The organism is Olsenella uli (genome assembly GCF_901212655.1).
Taxonomy (GTDB): domain Bacteria; phylum Actinomycetota; class Coriobacteriia; order Coriobacteriales; family Atopobiaceae; genus Parolsenella; species Parolsenella uli_A.
In genome coordinates this window covers 2,739-2,978 of record NZ_CAAKON010000047.1, presented here as the reverse complement: position 1 = coordinate 2,978, position 240 = coordinate 2,739, and the positions used below count along the sequence as shown (strand labels likewise).

Annotated in this window: 1 CRISPR repeat array (cut by both window edges). The window is 69.2% G+C overall.

The window, feature by feature from the left end:
• A CRISPR array of direct repeats spans nt 1-240; the repeat unit is 27 nt; unit sequence GCTCCCCGCGCATGCGGGGATGATCCC (it extends past both window edges: 816 nt to the left, 342 nt to the right).

Sequence of the window (240 nt, the reverse complement as noted above, 5' to 3'; positions counted from 1 at the left end):
TGCTCCCCGCGCATGCGGGGATGATCCCCTACCCATACCGCGACCGCGAGACGCTCGCGGGTGCTCCCCGCGCATGCGGGGATGATCCCGGTGGGCGCATCGAGCAGGTCTGGAGCGTTGAGTGCTCCCCGCGCATGCGGGGATGATCCCAGATACAGGGACGAGCGGCCGACGATCGTGACGTGCTCCCCGCGCATGCGGGGATGATCCCCGAGGCGTTACCGCCTACGCGATCGGCAT